The sequence below is a fragment of the Leadbetterella sp. DM7 genome (assembly GCF_040829825.2).
In the GTDB taxonomy this organism is placed as follows: domain Bacteria; phylum Bacteroidota; class Bacteroidia; order Cytophagales; family Spirosomataceae; genus Leadbetterella.
Genome location: NZ_JBFOLH020000002.1, coordinates 275,189 through 295,257, shown reverse-complemented (window position 1 = coordinate 295,257; position 20,069 = coordinate 275,189). Strand labels below are relative to the sequence as shown.

Annotated in this window: 13 protein-coding genes; 8 read left to right on the top strand and 5 right to left on the bottom strand. The window is 51.1% G+C overall.

Annotated features, from left to right (window positions below; all coding sequences use genetic code 11):
* Position 1: 1 nt before the first annotated feature.
* From AB2U10_RS03215 to AB2U10_RS03190, 6 genes are all read left to right on the top strand, one after another.
* A complete protein-coding gene (locus AB2U10_RS03215; protein ID WP_367914151.1) occupies positions 2–2,440 on the top strand; it encodes a carboxypeptidase regulatory-like domain-containing protein in 2,439 nt (812 codons plus the stop codon).
* A 147-nt stretch (positions 2,441–2,587) separates the two neighbouring features.
* Positions 2,588–3,481 (top strand): type IX secretion system membrane protein PorP/SprF, encoded by an 894-nt coding sequence (locus AB2U10_RS03210; protein WP_367914150.1) that lies wholly within the window; start codon positions 2,588–2,590, stop codon positions 3,479–3,481.
* Between the two features lie 234 nt (positions 3,482–3,715).
* Entirely contained in the window at positions 3,716–6,475 is a 2,760-nt protein-coding gene (locus tag AB2U10_RS03205) for a 2-oxoglutarate dehydrogenase E1 component (protein ID WP_367914149.1), read from the top strand.
* Between the two features lie 9 nt (positions 6,476–6,484).
* Positions 6,485–8,017, top strand: a complete 1,533-nt coding sequence (gene odhB, locus AB2U10_RS03200; protein WP_367914148.1) for a 2-oxoglutarate dehydrogenase complex dihydrolipoyllysine-residue succinyltransferase — start codon at positions 6,485–6,487, stop codon at positions 8,015–8,017.
* A 30-nt stretch (positions 8,018–8,047) separates the two neighbouring features.
* Positions 8,048–9,448, top strand: coding sequence for a dihydrolipoyl dehydrogenase (gene lpdA, locus AB2U10_RS03195; protein ID WP_367914147.1), 1,401 nt, complete (start codon positions 8,048–8,050; stop codon positions 9,446–9,448).
* A 115-nt stretch (positions 9,449–9,563) separates the two neighbouring features.
* Entirely contained in the window at positions 9,564–11,801 is a 2,238-nt protein-coding gene (locus AB2U10_RS03190) for a glycoside hydrolase family 20 protein (protein ID WP_367914146.1), read from the top strand.
* 11 nt (positions 11,802–11,812) lie between these two features.
* Here AB2U10_RS03190 and AB2U10_RS03185 read toward each other — a convergent pair whose 3' ends face one another.
* From AB2U10_RS03185 to AB2U10_RS03165, 5 genes are all read right to left on the bottom strand, one after another.
* Positions 11,813–12,883, bottom strand: coding sequence for a dipeptidase (locus AB2U10_RS03185; RefSeq protein ID WP_367914145.1), 1,071 nt, complete (start codon positions 12,881–12,883; stop codon positions 11,813–11,815).
* A gap of 76 nt (positions 12,884–12,959) precedes the next feature.
* Complete coding sequence (locus tag AB2U10_RS03180; protein WP_367914144.1) at positions 12,960–13,424, bottom strand: RidA family protein; 465 nt, start codon at positions 13,422–13,424, stop codon at positions 12,960–12,962.
* 6 nt (positions 13,425–13,430) lie between these two features.
* Positions 13,431–14,744, bottom strand: a complete 1,314-nt coding sequence (locus tag AB2U10_RS03175) for a gluconate:H+ symporter (RefSeq protein WP_367914143.1) — start codon at positions 14,742–14,744, stop codon at positions 13,431–13,433.
* Positions 14,745–14,837: 93 nt separating this feature from the next.
* Positions 14,838–16,466, bottom strand: coding sequence for an amidohydrolase (locus AB2U10_RS03170; RefSeq protein WP_367914142.1), 1,629 nt, complete (start codon positions 16,464–16,466; stop codon positions 14,838–14,840).
* Between the two features lie 121 nt (positions 16,467–16,587).
* On the bottom strand, positions 16,588–17,094 hold the full coding sequence (locus AB2U10_RS03165; RefSeq protein ID WP_367914141.1) for a DUF6702 family protein: 507 nt from the start codon (positions 17,092–17,094) through the stop codon (positions 16,588–16,590).
* A 31-nt stretch (positions 17,095–17,125) separates the two neighbouring features.
* Between AB2U10_RS03165 and AB2U10_RS03160 the strand changes: the two genes are divergently transcribed.
* Both AB2U10_RS03160 and AB2U10_RS03155 read left to right on the top strand, forming a co-directional pair.
* Positions 17,126–17,710, top strand: coding sequence for a HupE/UreJ family protein (locus AB2U10_RS03160; protein WP_367914140.1), 585 nt, complete (start codon positions 17,126–17,128; stop codon positions 17,708–17,710).
* A gap of 9 nt (positions 17,711–17,719) precedes the next feature.
* Entirely contained in the window at positions 17,720–20,035 is a 2,316-nt protein-coding gene (locus tag AB2U10_RS03155; protein WP_367914139.1) for a M1 family metallopeptidase, read from the top strand.
* The last annotated feature ends 34 nt before the right edge of the window (positions 20,036–20,069 follow it).

Here is a 20,069-nt window from a genome sequence, read left to right as displayed (position 1 = left end):
GATGACGAACGTGAAAAATTTTACCTGTATATTGCTTTTCCTTTTACTGGCTCAGGTGGTTTCTGCACAGAGCGTTTTGATCAAAACAGCAAACCACTACTACGAAAGCATGAGCTATATGAAGGCCATCACTGCGTATGAGGAGGTCTTGAAAAAGAAGAATATTTCTGATGTGGAGAAGGTACTGGTGATGAAAAACCTTTCAGAAAGCTATCTTAAAGTAAAAGACGCTGTCAATGCAGAGCGTGTGCTGCAGTCGCTGCTCAACTCGGGCATTGACCTGGGTGCTGATCGTGCTAACCTGACGCTCTCTTATGCAAGGGCGCTGGCCAGCAACTCCAAATACAAGGAATCACAGGAGCAGTTTGATAACTACCTGCTCCTGGTAGACAACGATGACAGGGCCAAAGGTTTTTCAAAGCTTTACGAAGACATCAGTGTACTGGCTAAAAATGTAGATTGCTATAAGGTAGACTACTTGTCTATCAACACTTCTGCTGCTGATTTCAGCCCGGTAAAATACCAGAACGGCTTAGTGTTTGTTTCTAACCGGAAGACCTCCGGGGGAGTGAAGCGTGTATTTGAGTGGAACAACAGCCCGTTCCTGGATCTGTATCACCTCGACGAGCTGGCCAAAGTATCGACAGGGGAGGCCGGACTGGGCGGGGCTGCTTCTGCCAAAACCTCGAAAACACGGCGTACACCACAGGTAGGATCGGACGAATACACCACCTCCACCGCCAATGACTCTCCCACACTGGGGGTTCTGGGCGGCGGGAACATCGGGGGGAAACGGACGAATTACGCTGACCGGGCCCTGACCGAAAGCGACCGGATGAGCGGCGCCATTAACTCCAAGTACCACGAAGGTCCGGTAGCCTTTTTCAAAGACGGCAGACGGGTGATATTTACCCGGAACAATATGAAAGGCGGAAGCCCTAAAAAGAGCGATGACGGCGTGATCAAGCTGAAAATGTATTCGGCAGAAGCCAAAAAAGACTCATGGACGAACATTACCGAGCTGCCCTTTAACTCGGATCAGTACTCTACCGGCCACCCGGCACTTTCAGCCGATGAGCGCTTACTGTTCTTTGTGTCGGATATGCCCGGCGGCTTTGGCGGAACCGACCTTTACGTATCGAGATACGAAGGTTCAGGCTGGGGTGCTCCCATTAACCTGGGCGACAAGATCAATACTGCCGGAAATGAAATGTTTCCTTTTATAGATGAGCTCGGAAACCTGTACTTCTCCTCCGACGGCCACCCCGGGCTGGGTGATCTCGATATCTTTTACGTGAGAATGGAAGGTACCACGCCCAAAGGAAAGGTAACCAACCTGGGCATGCCGCTGAACTCCAGCAAAGACGACTTCGGTATCATTACTGACGGGCAACGCAAAAGCGGTTATTTCTCTTCCAACCGGAAAGAAGGCGGTGATGATGACGATATCTATAAATTTGACCGGGAATGTGAAGCCGGCTGCGATCTGCTGATCGCCGTATACGATGCCGACACAAAAATGCCGCTGGATCGCTCCAGGATTACCTTTACTGACGACAAGGGAAATGAGCAGACCGTGGAAACCGACGCAGACGGTATTGTGAAGATGGATAACGTTGTAACCACGCACAATTATGCCTTCAAGGCCACGAAAGAAGGGTATACCCCCAATACCGTGACCTATATGACGGAAGAATGCGATACCGAAACACCGCGGCTGGAAATACCGTTGCAACGGCCGGGGCTCGACAGCAGCGGGCTGATTGCCAGGGACCGGATTCCTTCCAGCCTGAGGCCGGATGCAAAAACCTGTACCATCAGGGGCAAAGTGAAAATGCTCTCGTCTAAGGCACCGGTAGAAGGTGTGCTGGTAAGCCTGAAAAACGAATGCGACGGCACCACCATCACGGCGTATTCGGATAAAGACGGTAACTTTGAATTTACAGCAGTGGAAGGCTGCGATTATACCCTGCAGGGCAAGAAAGACGAATACGGCTCGAAGAGCTCGCTGCTGCAGAAATTTAATTGTAATGATGCGGCCAATGTAGTGCCTGAGATCTATATGTTCAAAGAAGGTGATGTGGTGGAAATTGAGAACATTTACTTTGACTATGGGAAATACTATATCCGCAGAGACGCAAGAGCCGGGCTGGACAAGCTGGTAGATATCATGCGGGAATACCCCAATATGAAAATAGAGCTCCGGTCACATACCGACAGCCGCAGCTCAAAAGAATTTAACCAGAAATTGTCGGATAACCGGGCAAAAAGTACGGCAGAATACCTCTTCAAACGGGGCATAAGCCGTTCACGGATCCTGGATTACCGGGGCTTCGGCGAAACCCAGCTGGTGAACGGCTGTGCTGACGGCGTGAAGTGCTCGGAAGCAGAACACCAGCTGAACCGCCGTACAGAAATAAAAGTGGTGCAGCTGAACTGACCAGACGTAGAGAAAAAATAGGGCCGTTTAATTTTTGTTAAACGGCCTTTTTCATATCTTACATTCCGGAAGACAGGAACCGGTGGAAGGTGCAAAAAATTACACCTTAATACCTTGGAACTCAATGTGCGGAACTTTTTAGCAAATATGAAGAAATACCTTTTTAGCTGCCTCATGCTTTTCACGCTGGCCGCAAATGCGCAGATCGGCCTGATGAACCAGTATCATTTTAATTACCTGGCCTTAAACCCGGCCCTGGCGGGTGAAAACGGCCCGTTTACCATCAAAGGAATTGTGGGAAACCAGTTTAACGGTAACCTGCGCTTTAACCAGCTGAGCCACGTACTGGTCCTGGACGGGCAGCTGTATAACAAAACAGGCCTGGCTTTCCAGAGCTCCAGCGACAATTATGGCAATGCCAGCGGGAATAACTTTGGGCTAAGCCTGGCCAAAGGGGTGGAAATGGGTGACTTCCGCTTAAAGGGAGGAGTAAATGCGGGCCTGGCTATCCTGCCGGCGTATATAGCTTCTTCGCGGCCCCGCACTTCTTTTAACGCAGGCCTGGGCATCTTTATGTCGTATAACGGGGTGTTCCTGGGGGTATCCAAGCCCTCGCTGTATGTATCTGAAAATGACCTTACGGTGAAAGGGCCCTTTTATGTCAACGGCGGCTATGCATCGGGTGATGAAAACTTTGTGAGCTACAATGCCAATGTGGTGTGGTCAGGTATGGACGGGCAAAACAATTTTGATTTCAACCTGAAGCTCTGGTTCAATAAGCGCCTGGCCCTGACCGGCTCTTACCGCATCAATAAAATATTTGACTACTATACCAAAGACAAGTCGTTTCTGCCGGCTGCCGAATACAAATTTACCGAAGACCTTACCCTGGGCCTGGCTTACAATACCAACACCCTCCGGTATTCTACGGCCCCCATCACCGGTAACCCCAATTTCCGGATGAACGGTATCTTCCAGTTTTACCTGAAATACAACCACCGCGACAGGAGCGGAGACAGCTGGTATTACGACCGGTTCTGATTAATTTATATAATTAGTTAATTGTCTAATTAAAATATTCCTTTTTTCTTACTTTCGGGAGAAAAATGTCGGAAAAAAATCGAAAATGAGCGCAGTTTTTAGGTAAAACGATGGAAAAAATTGTGTTTTAGAAATAAAAGCACGTAGTTCGCAAAGTAATCAGTTCACGGGGTTATCATCTACAATTAATAAGCAGTTTTATACATAATAAGTGTTAAGAGAAAACTAAAAATAATGGACCAGTTTTCATACATTGCCAACGGCGACGTCTCCGCCATTGAAGCATTATACAAACAATATTTACAGGATCCTGCATCAGTAGACAAAAGCTGGGAGTTCTTTTTTAAAGGTTACGAATTTTTTAATTCCTGGGGTGGGGGAAAAGGAAATGTATCTGTTTCAGAAGATACACTGAAAAAAGAGCGCGAGGTGGTTCACCTTATACGGGGGTATCGCTCACGGGGACATTTGTTGTCCCAGATTGACCCCATCTACCCGGTCAGAAAATACAACGCCAACCTGGACCTGAAGTTTTTCGGGCTCAGTGAAGCAGATTACGATACCGTATTTGAAGCAGGGGTGGAGGTATTCGGCCGCCCGGCTACCCTCCGCGAAACGGAGACATTCCTGAAGAATGTATATGGCGGAAAAATTGGTTACGAATACCTGTATATCCGGGATTCGAAGATCAAAAACTGGCTTCGCAAAAAAGTGGAGTCAGATTACCTGAATCATAAGCCCTCCAGGGCGCAGAAGGGCAGGATACTGGCCCAGCTGAACAAGGCGGTGGCCTTTGAAAACTTCCTGCATACCAAATTCCTGGGTAAAAAACGCTTCTCGCTGGAAGGTGGCGAGTCAACTATCCCGGCGCTGGATGCCGTCATTCAGTACGGTGCCAAGCTGGGTGTGGAAGAAGTGGTGATCGGTATGGCTCACCGGGGCCGGCTGAACGTGCTGACCAACATCATGCAGAAGCCTTATGGGCAGGTTTTCAACGAGTTTGAAGAGAATGTTCCTACCCTTGAGTTCAGTGACGGCGACGTGAAATACCACATGGGGTATTCGTCGCAGATAGAAACCGAAGACGGCCACCGGGTATCGCTGAAGCTGATGGCCAACCCCTCGCACCTCGAAACCGTAGACCCTGTGGTATTGGGCTATGCCCGTGCCCGCGCCGATGCCCACTTTGAAAGTGCAGGCACCAAATACAATGACTTTGACGATATCTACGATAAAATCCTGCCCATCATCATTCACGGCGATGCCTCACTGGCAGGACAGGGTATTGTTTATGAGGTGAACCAGATGTCTAACCTGCCCGGCTACTATGTGGGCGGGGCCATTCACTTTGTGATCAATAACCAGATTGGTTTTACTACAGATAACTTTGATGCCCGTTCCAGCATTTACAGCTCAGATGTGGCCAAAATGCTGGATACGCCTATCCTGCATGTGAATGGCGACGATCCGGAAGCCGTGGTTTATGCCATGGAGCTGGCTGTAGAGTTCCGGCAGGAATTCAATAAGGACATCTATATTGATATGGTCTGCTACCGTAAATACGGGCATAACGAAGCCGATGAGCCCCGCTTTACCCAGCCGGGCATGTACGAGATCATTTCAAAACACGCCTCTCCGAGAGAGATCTATATTGAAAAGCTGAAGTCTGACGGTACCATTACCGATGACGACGCCAAAAAGCTGAAAGAACAATTCGATGATAACCTGCAGGATCTGCTGTCAAAAGTGAAGCAGAACCAGCTTCCATATGAGCTGCCCAAGCTGGAAAGAGACTGGGCCGAGCTGCGCCGCTCTACCGTGGGAGACTTTGACAGTTCGCCCAAAACGGGGATCAGCAGGGAGGAGATCGAACAGGTAGGCAAAGCGCTTTCTTCGGTTCCCGAAGGATTTACCCCGATCAAGCAGATCGAGAAGGTACTGGAAGAAAGACGGGAGATCTTCAGCGGCAAAAAACCATTTAACTGGGCAGCCGGTGAGCTGCTGGCTTACGGGTCTATCCTTGCTGATGATAAATGGGTAAGAATGTCAGGACAGGATGTGCAAAGGGGTACTTTCTCCCATCGTCATGCCATTCTGCACGATGTGAAAACCTATAAATCCTACAATAATCTTTCGCATATCAAGCCCGTACAGGGCAAGTTTGAAATCTACAATTCCCTGCTTTCCGAATATGCGGTAATGGGATTTGAATACGGCTACGCCCTGGCCAATCCTAACGCCCTGGTGATCTGGGAGGCCCAGTTCGGTGATTTTGCCAACGGTGCGCAGATCATGATCGACCAGTTTGTGGTGGCGGCCGAATCAAAGTGGAACCTGATGAACGGACTGGTGCTTTTACTGCCTCACGGGTATGAAGGCCAGGGACCGGAGCACTCCAACGCCCGCCCGGAGAGATTCCTGCAGCTGGCCGGGGAGTACAATATTTATGTATGTAACTGTACCACACCGGCTAACTTCTTCCATATGCTGAGAAGACAGCTGGCCCTTCCGTTCCGGAAGCCCTGCGTGCACATGTCGCCCAAGTCTATGCTGAGACACCCGATGGCCATATCCGATATTTCAGAATTTGAAACGGGAACCACCTTTAAAGAGGTGATCGGTGACGACTCGGCAGATCCGAAAAAGGTGAAAAGAGTGCTCATGTGTACCGGTAAGATCTATTACGACCTGCTGAAACGCAAAACGGATACCCAACGGGAAGACATCGCTATTGTGCGTATGGAGCAATTGTATCCTTTCCCGAAAGTACAGCTCATGGCCGAGCTGGATAAATACCCCGGGGCTGAGCGGGTATGGGTACAGGAAGAACCCCTGAACATGGGGTACTGGTTTTACCTGAAAAGGGAATTCACGGATGGGATAAACGAGGTGCTGTCGCGGAAAATCAGCGCCTCTCCGGCTACGGGTTATACCAAGAACCACAATGAATACCAGAATAAAATTATTGACAAAGCATTTGAATCGAACAAATAGGATAAGTATATGGCTATTGAAATGAAAGTACCCTCGGTGGGCGAGTCCGTAACGGAGGTGACTATAGCATCTTGGGTAAAGAAAGACGGTGACCTGGTTAAAATGGACGAGGTGATCTGTGAGCTGGAATCGGATAAGGCTACCTTTGAGCTTCCGGCTGAAGCAGACGGAGTCCTGAGAATAGTAGGAAAAGAAGGCGATACACTGAGCATAGGCGCAGTAATCTGCCGGATTGAAGAAGCAGACGGCAAGGCTGCCCCGAAAGCAGAAGCCGCTCCGGCGCCTGCACCTGTGGCTGCTGCACCGGCCGCCGCCGCTGAAAGCAAAACCATAGAAATCACAGTGCCTGCTGTAGGAGAATCGATTTCAGAAGTAACGGTTTCCAGCTGGTTAAAGAAAACCGGTGATACGGTGGGTCTGGATGAAATTATTTGTGAGCTGGAGTCGGATAAGGCTACTTTTGAGCTGCCTTCGCCTCAGGCCGGAACGCTGACCGTAGTGGCCAATGAAGGCGATGTGGTGCCTATCGGCGGTGTACTGGCGAAACTGGTTGTGGGAGCTGCCGCTGCCCAGTCGTCTGTTCCGCTGGAAGCTGCGCCTGCCGCACCTGCTGCCGCAGCATCGGAAACTTCAGACAGCTATGCAACCGGGCATCCTTCTCCTGCCGCTGCCAAAGTGCTGGCAGAAAAAGGCATTTCACCCGCTGCTGTTCAGGGTACGGGAGTAGGAGGCCGCATTACAAAAGACGATGCGCAGAAAGCCTCTGCAACGCCTGCCCCGGCACCTGAAGCACCGAAAGCAGCTGCTTCAGCCCCGGCTGCTCCGGCAACAGGGACCGGTAACCGGGTATCAAGAAGAGAGAAAATGAGCTCACTCCGCAAGACCATTGCCCGCAGGCTGGTAGCGGTAAAAAGCGAAACGGCCATGCTTACCACCTTTAACGAGGTGGATATGAAACCGATCATGGACCTGCGTAAACAGTACAAAGATAAATTCAAGGAAGTACACGGCGTGGGCCTGGGCTTTATGTCGTTCTTTACCAAAGCCTGTTCTATCGCTCTCCAGGATTTCCCGGTAGTGAATGCGTTCATTGACGGTGACGAGATTGTATACAATGACTTTACCGATATTTCTATCGCTGTTTCTGCGCCGAGAGGACTGGTAGTTCCCGTGATCCGGAATGCCGAGAAAATGTCGTTCAGCGATATCGAATCCGAAGTGGTTCGGCTGGCCGTAAAAGCCCGCGACAATAAGCTGACCATTGAAGAAATGACCGGCGGTACCTTTACCATCACCAATGGCGGGATCTTCGGTTCCATGCTGTCTACCCCGATTATCAATGCACCGCAATCGGCTATCCTGGGTATGCACAACATTGTGGAAAGACCGGTAGCCATTAACGGGCAGGTAGAGATACGGCCTATCATGTATGTGGCGCTATCGTATGATCACCGTACCATTGACGGGAAGGACTCGGTGAGCTTCCTGGTACGTGTTAAACAATTATTGGAAGATCCGATGCGGATGCTTCTCCAGGTGTAGACATTTTAAGGGTTTAATTCAACGTAATTTATGCAGTACGACGTAATTGTTATTGGTTCCGGACCGGGAGGATATGTTGCCGCTATCCGTTGTGCCCAATTGGGTTTTAAAACGGCTATTATTGAGAAGTACCCTGTTATGGGAGGCACCTGCCTGAACGTAGGCTGTATCCCGTCAAAGGCACTGCTGGACTCGTCTGAGCATTATTATAATGCCGTACATCATTTTGAAGAACATGGCATTACCACCGGCAAAGTGAAGGCCGACCTGGCCCGGATGATCGACCGGAAAGGAGGTGTGGTGAAGAAGATGAATGACGGGATCAGTTACCTGATGAAGAAGAACAAAATCGATGTAAAATACGGTTTTGGCTCATTCATAGATAAAAACACGGTTAAGGTGGCTAAAAATGACGGCTCGGAAGAGCAGATCACCGGTAAAAATATCATTATTGCTACCGGCTCCAAGCCCACTATCCTGCCGTTTATGAATTATGACAAGACCCGCATCATCACTTCTACAGAAGCTTTGTCGCTGAAAGAGCTGCCCAAGCACCTGATCGTGATCGGGGCAGGGGTGATCGGGGCCGAGCTGGGTTCTGTATACGCCCGTTTAGGGTCCAAAGTGACGTTTGTGGAGTTTGCCGACGGCATGATCCCTACCATGGACAAGGCGCTGGGCAAAGAATTGCAGAAAACCGTGAAGAAGCTGGGCGCTGAGTTTCATTTCAATACCAAAGTCAGCCTGATTGAGAACGTGGGCAAAGAGGTGAAAGTGACGGCAGAGAATAAAGCGGGTGAAAAAGTAGAGATCACGGGCGACTACTGCCTGGTATCTATCGGCAGAAGACCCTATACCGACAACCTGAACCTGGAAGCAGCCGGGGTACAAACAGAGAAGGGCCGCGTGATTGTGGATGATCACACGCTTCAGACCAATGTGCCCGGCATATATGCCATAGGCGACGTGGTACGCGGGGCTATGCTGGCCCATAAAGCAGAAGAAGAGGGCGTGCTGGTGGCCGAAACCCTGGCAGGGCAGAAGCCGCATATCAATTATAACCTGATTCCCGGCGTGGTGTATACCTGGCCGGAGGTGGCCGCCGTAGGTAAAACGGAAGATGAGCTGAAGGCTGCCGGAGTAGCCTATAAGTCGGGACAATTTCCGTTCAAAGCGCTTGGAAGAGCCACGGCGAGCGGCGATGTAGACGGCTTTGTAAAGGTGCTGGCCGATAAAGCTACCGATGAGATCCTGGGCGTTCACATTATCGGGGCCCGGGCTGCAGATATGATCGGTGAAGCCGTGATCGCTATGGAGTTCCGGTCTTCGGCTGAAGATGTGGCCCGCTCTTCGCATGCGCACCCTACTTACCTGGAAGCACTCAAAGAAGCCTGCCTGGCGGCTACAGAGAACCGGTCAATACACATGTAATTCGCAGCCTGCGATAACGCCTGGTTAAAGAAGGCGCCTCAAAGATACACAAAGAAAGAACAGTTTGCCGTTCGCAATATTTGTAATATCTTTAAGACACCTATTAACGGGCAACATGTTTAGAAAAATCGGCTTATTATTCTGCATCATAACCGGATACAGCAGCAGTTGGGTAAATGCCCAGCTGCCGCTGATTCCCCAACCCGGATCCGTTCAGATCATGAACGGATCGTTTACAATACACGAAGGTACAACGCTTGGCGGTGAAACGTCTTTACGCCCTGCCGTGGAATTTCTCCGGGCCGGCCTGGAAGAGCTGCTGTCTGTACGGGTTTCAGCAGGAAACTCCGCAGGTACCGCCATATGGCTTGGAACAGATTCGCTGGGGAAGAAAGAAGCCTATACCCTGACGGTAAGCCCCGAGGGCATCCGGATCACCGGAAATGACGCCGCAGGTGCTTTTTACGGAGTCCAGAGCCTGCTGCAGCTGGCCGGGCAGTCACCGGTTATCCCGGCTTGCCGCATAGCCGATGCGCCGCGCTTTGCTTACCGGGGCTTGCACCTGGATGTGGGGCGCAACATGTTCTCCCCGGATTTTCTTAAAAAGTACATCGACCTGATGGCTTTTTACAAGCTGAATACCTTTCACTGGCACCTGACCGAAGACCAGGGCTGGCGGATAGAGATAAAAAAATACCCTGAGCTCCAGCGGGTAGCGGCCTACCGCAACGAAACGCTGATCGGTCATAAAAAAGACTCTCCGCACCGGTTTGACGGCAAGCCTTACGGGGGCTTTTATACCCAGGAAGAAGCCCGGGAGCTGGTACGCTACGCCGCTGAACGGCACATTACCGTTATTCCCGAAATCGAGATGCCCGGTCATGCATCAGCGGCACTGGCGGCTTACCCTTACCTGGGGTGCCGGGGAGAAAACTACCGGACCGCTACCTTCTGGGGTGTATTTGACGAGGTGTTCTGTGCCGGGAAAGACAGCACCTTTACGTTCCTCGAAGATGTGCTGGATGAGATCATGGCCGTTTTTCCTTCAAAATACATCCATATCGGGGGAGATGAATGCCCTAAAACGCGGTGGAAGGCCTGTCCGCGCTGCCAGGCCCGCATGAAAGAGCAGCACCTGCAAAACGAGCATGAGCTGCAGAGCTACTTTATCCGCCGTATAGAAAAATACCTGAACGGCAGGGGACGGGAGATCATCGGCTGGGACGAGATCCTGGAGGGCGGCCTGAGCCCGAATGCCACGGTGATGAGCTGGCAGGGAGAAGCAGGCGGCATAGCCGCAGCCCGGCAGAAGCACCGGGTCATTATGACGCCCGAAAGTCATTTGTATTTTGACTATTACCAGTCGCTTGACCCCGCCGAACCCACCGCTGCCGCCTGGTTTACTCCCCTGGATAAAGTTTATAGTTACGAGCCGTATCCCCAGGAGCTGGAGCCGGAGTTTTATCCCTATATTTCAGGCGTGCAGGGGAATTTGTGGTCAGAATACACCACCACAGCTGCCCAGGCAGAATACATAGTCTTTCCGAGAGCGCTGGCCGTGGCGGAAATTGCCTGGACTGCCCCGGAGCAGAAGAATTACAGTCGTTTCCTGGAACGCCTGCACCGCCACGAAACCGTGCTGAAAAGAAAAGGGGTAAACTATTTTGACCGCTACGAAGAGCTGAAGTATACCTGGAACAAAAATACGCTTTCCTTGTCTTCCACCCTGCCCGGCGCACAGATCTACTATACCCTGGACGGGCGGGAACCCACTACCCGTGACAGGCTGTACGGGCAGCCCATCCGTATGGAAAAAAGCGGGGTGATCAAAAGCCGTTTGTTCCGGTCAGGACAACCCTACGGCAAGGTGCTGGAACAGGAGTTCCGGTCGCACAAAGGCCTGTACAGGGATATCCGGCTTACTTACCCGCCTGAAGGGGCATTTAACCCGCCTTCTTCGTTTGCTTTGGTCAACGGGCTGACCGGGAATGCCCGTTACAACAACGGGGAGTGGACGGGCTTTAGCGGCAAAGATCTGGAAGCCGTGATTGACCTGGGCAAGGTGCAGGAAATCTCACAACTGGGTATCAATATCCTGAAATACCACTGGCAAAAAATGTGGGAACCCGTGACCCTGGTATTTTATGTGTCGGAAGACGGGGTAAGCTACCGCGAGGTTTTCCGTATGGCTGAATTCCCGGAAAACGGCATCAACCGGGTTCGGGCGAAGATCCGGCCGCAAAAAGCCCGTTATGTGAAAGTTTTCGCTCAAAACAAAGGGGTCATCCCGGAAGGCGAATACGGGGCGGGAGGTAAGGCCTGGTTACTGGCTGATGAGGTTTATGTGGAGTAAGCCCGCAGGGCTTACTCCGGTAGTGCGTTACGCATAAACCGCAGCCAGTTACCGTGGGCAATTTTCTGAAGATCTTCGTCGCTGTAGCCCCGGTTTCTGAGCATAGGAAATACCTTTTGCATATCAGCGATGGTCTCCAGGTCACAGGGACATTGTTCGCGCCCGAAAGCCCCATCCAGGTCACTGCCTATGGCCGCGTGATCGGTATTGCCGGCCAGCTGGCAGATATGGTCAATATTGTTGGCCATGATCTCCATTGTGCAGTTCATGGCGTCTGGCGTAGACCGGCCCCTGACCCAGCCCGGCACCATCATCCAGGCGTCAAGCGCTACACCGATGACCGCGTTGCGTTCCAGCAAAGCCTTAATCATGTCATCGCTGTACTGGCGGTTATGATCTACAAACCGACGGCAGTTGTTGTGACTGGCCCAAATATTCCCTTTGTACCGGTTGAGGGCATCCCAGAAGGCGTCGTCGTTCAGGTGAGTAGCATCCAGGATCATGTTCAGCCGTTCCATTTCCTGCAGCAGGGCCACGCCATCAGCGTTCAGCTTGCCTGAAGAATCGGTGCCGTTGGCATACCTGCCCGGTCCGTAATGGCCGGGGCCTATGGCCCGCAGTCCGTAGCGGTAGGCCCGTTCCACGTAGCTGAGGTTCACCAGCGAGTCGGCTCCTTCCAGGCTGAGCAGGTAGCCGATGGTCCTGTTGCCTGCCTGCCATTGGGCCAGGTGCTCTTCCAGCTCTTTCCGGCTGCAGATCATCCGCAAATGGCCGTCTTCCTCCATGGCTTTGTACCAGGCCAGCTGGCCCTGTGTCTGTGCCCAGGCCTGTTCGGGCGAGAGCCAGCCGGGAAGCGGACTGCCGGGTCGTACATTCCGGGCAATCTGGGTGGCCACTACCAGGCCGATGTTTCCTTTGCGGAGCTCGTCGAAGGTGACAGTCGCATTTCCTCGATCGGGTTTATCGGTCATGCCGGCTTCTCTGCCGTTCAGCTCATCAATGGAAATACGCAGGTCGCGGTTCCATTCCATGGCATTCATGCTCAGGTCAAGGTGGGCGTCAATAATGAACGGTTTTTCCATAATTTTAGCTATGAGTTGTGAGCCGTGAGCTTTGAGTTATGAGGGTCGTATATCCGGGCTCAAAGCTCACCGCTATTTAATACAATTCAAAAAGGGCTTCTATTTCTACGGGAATATTGTCGGGCAGGGAGCCAAAACCTACAGCGCTTCTTACGCCTATGCCGTTTTCTTCGCCCCATACCGAAGCAAACAACTCACTGCATCCGTTAATAATAAACGGATGGTGCTCAAATTCAGGGGTACAGTTGACCATACCCAGCACTTTGATCACCCGTTTTATCTTATTCAGGCTGCCCAGGTTGGTTTTAATGGTTGAAAGCATGGTCAGCCCAACCTGCCGTGCGGCCCGTTTTCCTTCGTCGGCATCCATTTCACGGCCTATCCGCCCGATGATCAGCGAGGCATCATCCTGCACCGGCCCGTGGCCTGAAAGATAGAGGTATTTGCCGTCGGTAAGACAGGGCTTGTAAACGCCCTTGGGTGCGGGTGCGGGAGGGAGAGACAAGCCCAGCTTTTCAAATTGTTCGTCTGCGTTATACATATAAATTTATTGAATGATCAGTTGCAACAGTAAAACCCCGGTCAGCCCGGTAAGAGAGACAATGGCTTCCATCATAGACCAGGAACGGAACGTGTCTTTCACACTGATTCCGAAATACTCTTTGAATAACCAGAAGCCGGAGTCATTGACATGAGAGAACATGAGGCTCCCCGCACCAATGGATAAAGCCATCAGGTTAGGATCTACGCCTGAAGACGTAACCAGGGGCAGCAGCACGCCGCCGGCCGTAAGCGCTGCCACCGTGGCAGAACCCACGCATCCGCGGATAACCGCCGTAATAACCCAGGCCAGGATAAGCGGGTGAATGTTCAGCTCCTGGAGGCTGACGGCTATCTGCATGCTCACGCCGCTGTCTTCCATCACCTGCTTGAAAATGCCGGAGCCGGCTATAATGAGAAGAATCATGGCGATGTCTTTAACCGCTTCTTCGTATACTTTCATGAGCCACACCATACTTTTGCCCTGCCCGATCCCCAGGGTATAGGTAGCCAGCAGCAGCGCCAGGATCATCACCATAGAGGGGTTTCCGAGGAAATGAATGAGCTTGAGGGTGCCCACACCAGACACGGTATACGTGAGAACAGTAAACAGGATCAGGGCAAAAACAGGAAACAGGGCGGTAATAAAGCTGTTGGCCGTGCCCGGTAGCTGGGCCTGCCCGGTTTCTTTAGGCTGGAAAAGGGCCGACGGGGCCGCCTGTATGCCGGTCAGGGTCTTTGAAAAAATTGGTCCGCCCAGAACGATGGCCGGAATGGCTATCATGAGCCCGTAGATCAGGGTAAGGCCCATGTCGGCATGAAACAGGGTAACCAGCGCTACCGGAGAAGGGTGCGGCGGAATAAACCCGTGCGTGACCGACAGGGCAGCCAGCATAGGCAGGCCGATATACACCGCCGGGAGCTTGTATTTGTAAACAATGGAGAAGATCAGGGGTACCAGCAGCACAAATCCCACGCCGTAAAAGAGCGGGATACCCACAATAAAACCGGTAACGGTCAGCCCCCAACGCATATATTTCTCTCCGAACACCCTGACCATCACGGCAGCTATGCGGTCAGCCGCACCGCTTTCTGCTACCAGCTTTCCCAGCATGGCGCCCAGTACCAGGATGAGCGTAAGGCTCCCCATGATCCCGCCTATGCCTTTTTCCACTGATGTAATGATGCTGTCAGAAGGTATGCCCAGGGCAAGACCCGTAGCAATGGAAACCAGCAAAAAGGAGAGAAAAGCATTTACCTTGAAGTACGAAATAAGTACAATCAGGCAGGCCAGGCTCAGTAAGATAATAAAAAAGGTCATTCTGCTATTTTTATTTAAGGCGGGAGGCTTCTGAATGAAGCCTCCCCGGTTGATTTTTGTCCTTACCCGGTACGTGCTGCTCTGTACCCGGAATTATGGATTCTCCCGCAGAAATACCGTTTCTCCCCCCACTACCGTACGCAGGGTCTTCACCGTTCTCAGCTTTTCGGCGGGCAGGGTCATGATATCGTTTTCCAGGATAATAAAATCGGCATCCTTGCCCTTCTCAATGCTGCCCCGCCGGTATTCCTGGAAACAGGAATAGGCCGCCCACAGGGTCATGCCCTTCAGGGTTTCCTCACGCGAGAGCACGTCCTGCATCTGGAAGCCGCCTTTGGGGTATCCTTTGGCATCTACACGGGCCACGGCAGCATGAAAACCGTAAAGCGGGTTAAAATGCTCTACCGGGAAATCGCTGCCTATCGCTACTTTGCCGTATTCATTCAGGAGGTGCTTATACGCATAAGCGCCTTTCATTCTTTCCTGGCCTATCCGGTCTTTTGCCCAATACATATCGGAAGTGGCATGCGTGGGCTGGATGGAAGGAATGATCCGGAACTGGGCAAATTTTGGAAAGTCGGTAGGTGAAACAATCTGGGCATGCTCAATGCGCCAGCGGCGGTTGGCATTGTTGGTCAGGTGCTTCCCGTAGAGGTCGAGGAGGATGCGGTTGGCCGAGTCGCCGATAGCGTGAGCATTGGCCTGGAAGGGGCTGTTGGAGATCTTCTCAATCATCTTATCCAGCTCTTCCGGGCTATGGAGAAGAAAACCTTTGGTAGGGGCGTCATGATAACGCTCCAGCAGGCAGGCCCCGCGCGAACCCAGTGCGCCGTCGCCCAGTATTTTGAAAGATTTGATCTCCAGCCGGTCCGATTCGTAGAATCCTCTTTGAATGTAGTCGTCTATGCTTTCCGGGGAGGCCGATACCATGGCGTAGTCCCTGATTTTCAGCTTCCCGTCGGCATAGAATTTTTTCATCAGCTCGAGGGTGCTGACCGGCAGACCGGCATCAATAATACTGGTGAGTCCTACTGAGAACAGGGAGTCCTGGGCAACCTGCAACAGCTTCAGGAATTCTTCTTCCGATGGCGGCGGAATATGGATCAGGTCCATGGCATTGTCTACCAGCAGGCCGTCAGGTACATTGTTTTTCCCGCCAATGAGCCCGCCCGGTACTTCTTTTATGTCCGTTATATGGTTCAGCGCCAGGGCCTTCGAGTTGACTACCGCCGCATGGTAATCCACGCGGCTCAGGAATACTGCCTTGTCCGGGAAAGCCTTATCCAGCAGGTCTTTGGTCGGAAACTGCTTTCCGGGCCAGAGATTCTGGTCCCACCCGCCACCAATGATCCAGTCTTTGCCGGGGTTGTTCTGCTCCCAGGCTTTGAGCCGGTTCACTACTTCTTCAAATGACTTTGAGCCGTTCAGATCCACCTGTCCTAAAAACTCCGCCAGGCTGGGGAAATGGGCATGGGCATCGTAAAAACCGGGATATACCGGTTTTCCCCGGGCATCAATGGTCTCTTTTGCCTTATATTTCCGCTGGATCTCCCGGGTGGTACCTACCCGGATAAACTTGCCGTCTTTTACGGCAAAAGCTTCTGCTGTGGTAAACCGCGAATTAACGGTATACACCCGGGCATTGATCACGACCAGGTCAGCTGTTTCTTTGGAAGAACAACTCCAGAAAGCAACGGCGATGAGGAGAAGAATTTTTTTCATGGGTGAAAGAGGATTCCGGGGCCCGGATAAGCCCCGGGAAATTCATATTCATTTGGGTTGAAAAGAGCAAGTTAGGAAGAAAATTGCAAGAGATGTTCTAAAAAGCCGATTTGTTTTAGGATTAAAATTCAAATCGGGCCTGCGTATCCGGGTTACTCAGTTTCGTACTCTTCTTCCTGCCGTTGATGTTCAGGTGAAAAATATGGATCTGCTCTTTGAAAGAGGAGTAAAGCAGGTTGTCATACACTTCTATTTTTTGTACAGAGGTAATGCCTTTTACTTCCAGGAAGCACCAGGCGGCCTCATGCTCAATAGAGAAGCCCAGGAATTCAGCGTTTACGGCTTTCCCGTCTATCCTGACTTTGAAATGCCGGTTGAAATACTGCCGGATCAGGTCTGAATTCTGCTGGCTTTGTGCCGTGTTGTTCAGGTCTGTTTTTCCGCCGAACTCATCTTTGAGGGCCACTTCGAGGTCATCGTAAAAAATCCGTGAAGTGATTTCCAGCGAAGTTTTATCGCGGCTTTGCTCGATGGTGGTGACACTGACATAGAAAGGATGCAGCCAGAATAGCCACAAAAACGGGATATAAAGCATATTTCTTCTTCTGAAATAACAATTAAACGTCAAATAAATACCATATTTGCCAATTAATAAGCATATGCATTTGGATATATTTTCACTTTATTTTGAGCTGGGCTGGCAGCATATACTGGATTTGGGTGGATATGACCACATTCTTTTCGTAACGGCTTTGTGCGGTATTTATACCCTCAACAACTGGAAAAAGGTGCTTATCCTGGTCACTGCCTTTACGATCGGCCACTCTATAGCACTGGCTCTCAGTGTTCTGAATGTAATAAGTATCAACTCCGACCTGATTGAATTCTTGATCCCCCTGTCGATAGTCGTAACCGCTCTCGGGAATATCCTGGGCGGGCAGCAGGAGCACCGGAGCTTCAAATATGCGGTGGCTGCCTTTTTTGGACTTATTCACGGAGCGGGCTTCTCCAATTATTTAAGAAGCCTGCTGGGGGGCGAATCTGACCTGCTTGTGCCGCTTTTCGGGTTTAATGTGGGGCTGGAGTTCGGGCAGGTGATCATCGTGCTGGTGGTACTGCTGGTGGCACAATTGGCCATAAAATATTTCAAAGTTTCCCGCAGAGACTGGAATATGTTTTTATCATCTGCTATATTTGGCATAGCATTGATTATGTGCATCGAAAGAATTGGTAATATATTTTAGAATTAAAAAATGAAAAAATTAGTCATCGTCCTGAGCTTTCTGGCCGGAAGTGTCTGTGCCCAGAACATCCGGAACAACCCTACTTCCAATCACGGGAACAAATTTGAGCAGTTGGGTACCATTATGAGCGATCCCAATATGTACCGTTCGGCTTCAGGAGCCCCCGGCCCGAACTACTGGCAGCAGAAGGCAGACTACGTGATCAACGTAGAGCTTGACGACAGCAACCAGAAAATCACCGGCTCCGAAACCATCACCTATACCAATAACTCGCCTGATCCGCTGAGTTATCTCTGGCTGCAGCTCGACGAAAACCAGCATGCATCCAATGCGGAGAGCAAGTCGTTTGACGGCAGCAGAATTACCGCCAGGGTATCGGAAAACCAGATCCGGTCCATGACCCAGAAGCCAACAAAAGAATTTGGCGTGAACATCATGAAAGTAACAGATGCTACAGGCAAAGCATTGCCTTACACCATCAATTATACCATGATGCGCATCGACCTGCCGGCCCCGTTGAGACCCGGCACTAAATTTGTCTTTAAAGTAGACTGGAATTACAATATCTCCGACCGGATGAAAGAAGGCGGCCGGGGTGGATACGAGTATTTCGCCAAAGACGATAACTACCTGTACACCATTACCCAGTGGTTCCCGCGTATGGCTGTTTACTCCGACTTCCAGGGATGGCAGCACAAGCAATTTACCGGCCGCGGCGAATTTGCGCTGGCCTTTGGCGATTACAAAGTCAATATTACCGTACCTGCTGACCACGTGGTAGGAGCTACAGGCGTTTGCCTGAACTACGACAAGGTGCTTTCGGCCGATCAGCTGAAAAGATGGAAAGCAGCCCAGAATGAAACCCGGGAACCGGTAGAAGTGGTGACCAAAGCTGAAATGGAGAGCGCTATCCGCTCAAAAGCAACCACGAAGAAGACCTGGACCTACGAAGCAAAGAACGTGCGTGACTTTGCCTTTGTTTCTTCCCGCCGGCTGGTATGGGATGCCATGAAAACCGACGGCATTGAAGGAAATACCCCGATGGCCATGTCGTATTATGGCCCCGAGGCTTACGGCCTGTACCGCAAATACTCGACCAAAGTGGTGGCTCATACCCTGAGAAACTATTCGAAGCATACCATTTCCTACCCTTACCCGGTAGCCATTTCGGTAGAAGCGGCTAACGGTATGGAATACCCGATGATCTGTTTTAACTACGGCCGTACAGAAGAAGACGGAACCTACTCGGAAGCCACCAAATACGGTATGATCGGCGTGATCATCCACGAAGTAGGGCATAACTTCTTCCCTATGATTGTTAACTCCGACGAAAGACAATGGACCTGGATGGACGAAGGCCTGAACACCTTTGTGCAATACCTGACCGAGCAGGCGTGGGAGCCGGGCTACCCGTCAAAAAGAGGCCCTGCTTTTATGATCACCGACTACATGAAGCTACCGAAAGACCAGCTGGAGCCTATCATGACCAACTCGGAAAACATTGTTCAGTTCGGCCCCAATGCCTATGCCAAGCCGGCTACCGGCCTGAATATTCTCCGGGAAACCATTATGGGAAGGGAGCTGTTCGACTTTGCCTTTAAAGAATATGCTACCCGGTGGGCCTTCAAGCACCCTACACCGGCCGATTTCTTCCGCACCATGGAAGATGCATCTGCAGTTGACCTCGACTGGTTCTGGAGAGGGTGGTTCTATGACATTGAGCCGGTAGATATTTCCATAGAAGATGTGAAGCATTACATGCTGAACGATAAAGACCCGGAAAGGGTCGCGAAAGAAAAATCAGCTGCTTTTGACCGCGACCTGGACGATATTTCCCGGAAAAGGAATAAGGAAGAAGGACTGAAATATGCGGTGGAAGCCGATACCAGCCTGCTGGATTTTTACAACAAATGGGATCGCTTTGCCGTAAGTGAAAAAGAAAAAGCCGACTTTGCCCGCTCAAAAAGCAATGAGCAGCAATACCATTTTTACGAGATCAACTTCAAAAATATCGGCGGGCTGGTGATGCCGCTGATCATTGAGTGGGAATATACCGACGGTACGAAAGAAGTAGAGCGGATTTCTGCCTATATCTGGAGGAAAAACGAGAACGAAGTGACCAAGGTATTTGCCAAAGCCAAAGAAGTGAAAGCCGTGAAGCTGGATCCTTACCGGGAAACAGCCGACATTGATGAAGACAACAATGTATGGCCGAGAAATACATCAAAGGTAAGCCGCTTTGAAGCTTTCCGGATGTCGGGTGTTCCTAGAGGCGCCTCTACAGGCGGTAACCCGATGCAGCAGGCAAAAGCTGCCCAAAAATAAGGAAGGACAACCGGGGCTTTCAGTGATAAGGCCC